The organism is Pseudomonas sp. MPR-R2A5 (assembly GCF_058793055.1).
In genome coordinates, this window is sequence record NZ_JBXAFK010000075.1 from 21,935 (window position 1) to 28,328 (window position 6,394).

At 47.8% G+C, this 6,394-nt stretch carries 5 protein-coding genes; 1 reads left to right on the top strand and 4 read right to left on the bottom strand.

From position 1 onward, the window contains the following. Positions 1 to 396 carry a DUF6957 family protein gene (locus AC1Q6I_RS32860; RefSeq protein ID WP_102625183.1) on the bottom strand — a complete coding sequence of 132 codons (396 nt, stop codon included), beginning with the start codon at positions 394 to 396 and terminating at the stop codon, positions 1 to 3. A gap of 264 nt (positions 397 to 660) precedes the next feature. Between AC1Q6I_RS32860 and AC1Q6I_RS32865 the strand changes: the two genes are divergently transcribed. Next, positions 661 to 1,173 (top strand): helix-turn-helix domain-containing protein, encoded by a 513-nt coding sequence (locus tag AC1Q6I_RS32865; RefSeq protein ID WP_102625184.1) that lies wholly within the window; start codon positions 661 to 663, stop codon positions 1,171 to 1,173. A 384-nt stretch (positions 1,174 to 1,557) separates the two neighbouring features. Here AC1Q6I_RS32865 and AC1Q6I_RS32870 read toward each other — a convergent pair whose 3' ends face one another. Genes AC1Q6I_RS32870 through AC1Q6I_RS32880 form a run of 3 tightly spaced genes read right to left on the bottom strand, consistent with a single transcriptional unit; the run spans position 1,558 to position 6,283 of the window. Beyond that, positions 1,558 to 2,217, bottom strand: a complete 660-nt coding sequence (locus tag AC1Q6I_RS32870) for a hypothetical protein (RefSeq protein WP_102625185.1) — start codon at positions 2,215 to 2,217, stop codon at positions 1,558 to 1,560. Positions 2,218 to 2,219: 2 nt separating this feature from the next. Further along, the gene (locus AC1Q6I_RS32875; RefSeq protein WP_102625186.1) at positions 2,220 to 5,618 is read right to left on the bottom strand and encodes a hypothetical protein; all 3,399 of its coding nucleotides are present in this window, start codon (positions 5,616 to 5,618) and stop codon (positions 2,220 to 2,222) included. Then, positions 5,618 to 6,283 carry a tyrosine-type recombinase/integrase gene (locus AC1Q6I_RS32880; protein ID WP_371858355.1) on the bottom strand — a complete coding sequence of 222 codons (666 nt, stop codon included), beginning with the start codon at positions 6,281 to 6,283 and terminating at the stop codon, positions 5,618 to 5,620. The genes AC1Q6I_RS32875 and AC1Q6I_RS32880 overlap by 1 nt, the downstream gene beginning before the upstream one ends. Positions 6,284 to 6,394: the final 111 nt, after the last annotated feature.

The following is a 6,394-nucleotide window of genomic DNA, read 5'->3' on the forward strand; positions in this document are numbered from 1 at the left end:
TCAAAATAAGGAAAAAATTTCTTGGATTGATGCGGATTTGCGATGACCAGGCCCGAGCAATACATAAACTGTATTTCGGGTAGCAAACAAAAATCCGTCGGTGAACGCAGTTCCCATGCTTGACCTCACCCAGTGCCCTGGTTCGAAGCGTCGTTGGTGGTCATCAACAACCTTGTGGGCAAACATGAACATGGGCACGCAACCTGCGGCGGCTATTTTTGCTCGCTCATCGTCGGTGACCGTGGCATCTAAAATGACCCACTCTTCAACGGCACAGAGAGGCAGTCTTTTGTAGCGCTTCCTGGCTGCCTCGATGGCGTCCTCGAGGTCGAGTTCTGACCCGACTATAGAAGTGCCGCTGCCTCCTAAAAAACCTTCATCAACAACCCCTATCATCTGTAGCCTCTTTGGTTCATCACTAGCGATAGACCTGCTGACCAAGCCTCAAGCCTCAAGCCTCAACCATGAATAGGGCTCGGCGCTGTCCAAGCCGGTTAACCGCTCAACCGCAATTACCGACAATCGCCAAACGACTCGCTAAAGCCATGGGAAGGGCTGCGCGGCTGCGCCCCCTGAGGTCACACTATGCTCAATACTACCTCATTTTGGCATTTAACGGAAACCCTTCTGTATGGCTATATCCTAATTTTTGAGTGAGCTATGCAGCTTAGAATCGCACTCGCAGGCGCAATCCGAGCCTTGCGCATGCAGCGTCAACTCAGGCACGAAGACCTCTCCGACGCTTCCGTGAAATCCAAACTCAGCGCCCTTGAACGAGGCGAAACCAGCATTACGCTCGAAAAGTTTGACAGTCTGGCGGAGGCCCTTCGGATAGAACCCTTAGCGCTCCTAGCCATATGCATGTCCACAAAGCTGAACACCCCCTACCCTGTCCTTCTGGATGCCGCCTCAAAACAGCTTCAGGCATTTGAAAAGCAAGGTGGTCTGGAGATATTGGCGGAGCAACTCGCAGGTGGAGAGGTGGCCTATCGCAAACCTGGCAAACCTCTGAATAGAAACAACGAAGGCGTGGTACGCAAACTCAAAGCTGCAGGAATGAACCAGTCCCAGATTGCCCGCGAGACTGGCCTGGCTCTATCGACTGTCCATAGATACTGGAAAAGGATCAACGCTGGCGATTTCGGCGCGGACAAAGCATCTTCAGACGATTGAGTCACGAAGCCACACTGCTGATTTAGCTGAAATGACTCGAAAAGGAGTTCTGGGAGGCATCGTATCAGGCCAAATTGGTAGCAGCGAGACGCTACCAGCTGACCGATCTGAACTGATAGCGACCTGGCATGTACGAAGCGACTGGAAAAATCTGAAATCAGATTACGCCCTGCCAAACCTACTGGCGTTGACACTACTTGAAAGCAGAATGAAGATTTTCATAGGCGTTACGACAAGGGGGCATTCCCAATCTGTGAAAATAATCGAGCGCCGGGATCGCTCGACTCGGGGCGACCTTTTGAGGCTGAACTCTTGGCGCTGCACGCCTCACGACCCGGCGCCATTGTAATATACGACGCCGGGCACATCCGAGAAACGTGAGAGCTATACTTTGCAGAGCTGTCTACGTAAAGTATCAAGCTTCAAAAGTTCGTCATAAGTAGCGATCATATCGAACAACCCCCACAATCCCGGCGACGGTTGCTGATCGGTTTCCTGCCCTGGTGGAACTGTGATCAACACTTGACTACACTCGCCCAAAACGTTGTCAAGTACCTTACAAACCATCGCCAAAGAGTCACGAAGGCTTTCAGTTTCGCTACGAAGCTTATCCGTTTCTTCTGGCGAATTAGGAAGAACACCAGAATCGATATTTCTGATTGTAAGTTTCAACTGGTCTATTTGGCCATTCAAACTCGCATTGCGGATCTTAAGCGCTTCGAAATCCGAAGTAGTGACGACAGGAGTTTCCTCTGCAGACTCTTCAATCTTGCCGCTCTGATCTAGGTAAAGACGATAGTCGGAATTTCTAAGCAGCGTGACATGGCTAACGGGCTTAAAGCCTTTGGCCTTTGTCTTTTCAGGCAACGACTCGAAATCCCGATATTCAAACTCCTTCACAATTTTAGCAACATCGATTGCCAAATTTGTGATATTCGGATACGTAGCCTTAGACAGAATAGCAAGCGCACTACGAATATGCTTAATGCGTAATGCCTTGTGTTCTGTCCTATAATTATCAAACGGATCGAGTCGCTGAACCAATATTATGCTCCCATTTCGGCTAATCCCATGTTAGCAGAAAGTGATAATGCGGGCCTACCTTCTAGGCTAACATTGGCGCTATCGTGACTGATTTTCATAACATCCCGGACGCTGAGCATGCCCGTCGTCATCATACTGGAAATCTGTGACGCCAGCTGATGACTCGCAGGTTTGCTACTCGGCTTCAGTAGCTCATCATACTTACCTTGATTCACAAGCATCCTCATCCTCATTTGGGCGAACTGCGCATCAAGCCGAGGACTGGAAAGATCCGGAAAGTTCTGAACGTCAACCAAGCGCTTCAGGACGTGGTCGGACTCTGAGATCTCGACTTTCTGGAAGTGAGCCATCAGTCCATCCTTCTCTCGGAGAAAAAAACTATTAGCCTCTCCGGTTTGCGCCATCAGGTACAGTTGCTGCTCAATAGCCTCCAGGGCGTAAGCTTCCAAAGCATGGTGGTCATACTCAACATACAAATTTTCCAAAATTTGCGGATTGCGAGCGCTTGGCTTAAGAGCTCGATACTCTTGAATTTTGTCAAGCACGACCTTCATCATCTCTTTTGCTTTATCTTTTTCTGCACTCACAGCCTGTAAGTGATCGATGCCACGGATGGCATAAGGGCACAGCGCGCACTGACGGTGCCCACCGATTTTGGAGACTACTTCCTTCGGACAACGATTATCGAACGGGCAAATATGGCAGTTATTGAACGCGAGCTTGGTGTAAAGTCTCGCGCGCAGAGTCTCAAGCCCGTTCTTGTCATCCGCTACACCCGCGAGACTGATCAAGCCGTGAGTTTTGATAGCCTGCACTGGATCTTTTTCAATAGACGTCATCAATTTAGCATGAAGCTTGAGGACGGTCTCAGCGAGTTCAGGAGCATCGCCCCGCTCAATGCTCTGCATGTTTTTCATCATGTAATCAGCAAGTAACTGTTGGTGATCAGACAGATTATCGCCATCAAAAATTGCGTAGTACCAGACCAGTGCTTCACTCTGACCAGTCAAATATTGACCGATGATCGAAGGCGGTAGGAGTCTGATCGCATCGGACACAAACCCCGCGCGCAATGCATGAGGTGTGTGTGGGCTGACCAGATCACTGACGGCGAGCTCTCTGAGAAAATATGGCGAATAGTCGAGATAAGGAACAGGCGAACCACCTTCAGACTTGACGAAAACCAAGTCCTCCCCAGAAGCGTCCTGCATCTGAACGCGAATGAAATGCTGCAGAATCAACATGTAAACACGAAACTGCCGAGAGTTGTTCCAATCAGAGTCGGTATTTCCTTGCCCCCTGAACAGGGGTTTGTATCGACCAAATTTGGATCCCTCAACCATGCCATACCACAAGTCCTGCTTGTAACTGGGCGAAGAGCACGCATCATACCACTTGCGCTGCCTGTCCATGATCTCGATTGCGCGCATAGCAACAATCGCAGTCCATTCTCCATGCGATTTATCTGAGCTGACAAACATGGGTTGGAATGGGAGCGAGCGATACCGATCTACTCCACGATCATACCTATCTTTGTCCAGCCAAATCAGATGCTGCTGGCGAATTCCAGTGTGACACATCAGCTGCGTCAATCTGACTTCATTGGGAGAAATACGACTAACTACCTCACCCCTAATCTCAATATCGACAATTTTATAAAAACGGGGAAGAAATTTGAAAGTCTGTATTTTATTCTCATGATAAAAGATCGGAGTATAATTCAAAAGACTCTGATTGACCTCATCAAGACCCTTAACATTGCGTCCGATCAATCCCGCCCAAGCATGACTATGAGTGAGCTCGGCCGTGGAGGGCTGATAAAGCTCACCACCCAAAACTCCATAGTTTACATCTTGCTCCAACTGGCCATCGTAATATGGCATGCAGTTAATGTGATCGACCAAATACTCAAGACTATCAAGCATGCTGATGAATGTGGAAAAATACGGTCTTGGAACCGGAACTTTGTCAGTGCCAGACCTTTTTGAAACAGCTGGATAGCACGAGCTCGTAAAATTATTTTTAAACTTATCGGCACCTGGCAACACCAGATTATTGTCTTCGACATAATCACAAAAACGATCAACGATGCCTACTCGAGCGTAAAGAGTATCGCTACCCCAATCTTTTACACGAGAAAACTCATTAACATAACCAACAAATGTTCTTGGCGGCTGCTTTTCATATAGGATTACACCTTCAAGAAAAACTGACTCTCGGGTAAAAAAAAGTGTGCAATTGAAGTCATTCAAATTCTTAGGATAGTCTAAGAGATCGCCATCCCGTTGGAGGAAGAAATTGGGCAGGTAGCACATGACATAACTCATGAGCAGGCCGAGTACAAACTCATGATTGGTAGAGTTTTGGAGCCTCATTGAGTGCAGAAACGATTTGTAAAAACCGTTTACCATCGAGGAAAATACCTTCACAGGATAACGCGAGGACTCATAAAAAGGCGAATCCTCGCCCTCCCCTCCAATGTAGAAAATTTTCTTGAAAATGTGGGACGGAAAATATGTACTAAAATCCTCTGCGAAATTCATGTCTCGCACACCGGATGCAATGTCTTGCGCTGCCGCATAAGACTTATCATACGCGCTTTCAGCTTTCTTTTTTACTTTTCCAACCCGGATCCGCCCTTTATAGACCCTAGCAGGCTTGTTCTCGCGCTTTTCTAGCTGGTATTGGCTGATAACATCCACAACCATCTGCTTCTTTTCCGCACTCTGAGACGAGAGTGTGAGAAGAAAATCATTGACGTAGTACCTGCGCAATGGCAGCTGTCCTGAACCATTAGCAGCTGAAAACAGGCTATTGGCATCTGATTGCGACAGATCCTCAATGGTGTAGGCGGTGGTGCTTAACAGAAGCCTCAGCCAGAAGTTTACACGACTGCTCCCACTATCAAACTCTTCTCTCTTGAAAAGACTTTTGATCTTGGATTCAGGGTGCACGCCACGAATCAACGTCAGATTTTCTACATTCAACTTCTCACAAAGCGTATCAAATACTTCTGGCATATGTGCGATAGTCTGCATACCGAGTGGAGCGACAAAAACTTTTCGCGCCCAAAGCGTGATGAAAACCAAACGAAAAAACTGTGAAATTGATCCTTCGTAGGCGGCTGAGACCCCCGAAATCCTAGGATCAACTTCGCTCCACGACACTTTACTAGCGCGGAACGTAGCTTCTAGCGTAAGTTGAACCTGAGCCACTCCCCAGCCTTCAAAGGTCAGAGCACGCCTGAAAACAGACTCGACCCGCTCCGCAGCACTATCAGGCTGTGCGCCATAGAATTTTTTATAAAGGGTTCGAACTGTCGCAACAGCCTTAACGAACTGCGGAGCGACCTCATTTTCTTCCACGAGCCAAATGGCGTCAGCAGGGTGCAAATTAATCATTAGTTACTGTCGCCTTGCAGTGAGAGCTTGAGTTGTTTAATTTCATTTTCGAGATACTGAATCTGAACATGGGTCACGCTGTAGTTAGCCGTTGACATGCGAAGCATATTGATAGCCGCAAATGTTGCCTCAAGCATTTTGATATCTTTTCGTGCGTATCGCTCAGTTGCCTTGATGGTCTTATGCCCCATGAAAACTTGCACCGTTTTCAAATCCAGTCCGAATTTGTTATGACCAACCGGATTAGGGCAATGGTTGACCAGGTAATACGCGTACATATGACGGAGCGAATGAAAGCCGTAGCTCATGCCGGTAATTTTCTGCGCTGCTGAACGGAAGCGCTCGTAAACGGCCTGATAAGACGTGGGCATGGGGCCTCCGTCACGAAGGTTACGAAATAAAAATCTGTGCGCTACCGGACGGTGCCTAGTCGTTTCTAGAGCACGCTGCTCTTGGTCATACAACCCTAAGTAATACCAGAACATTGAAGCAAAGGGCTGGATCAAAAACGTATCAGGCTTAACCCGCCCCTTATGATCAAGCTTTTTGAGCTGATGCTCAGGCATGTAATTGATCAAAACATCAAGACGCGTGTCAGGATCAACGATAAATACCTTATTGTTTTTCGGATTATCGGTATCGATATGAATATCGTCCCACAACACTGTAAGCGCTTCCGAAATCCGGCAGCCGGATGCTGCTAGGGATGGTCTGAAGTAGCCATGTATTTCCCCGGCATACCACCTAGCGCAACTTTTAAACTCGCCAAATGATCA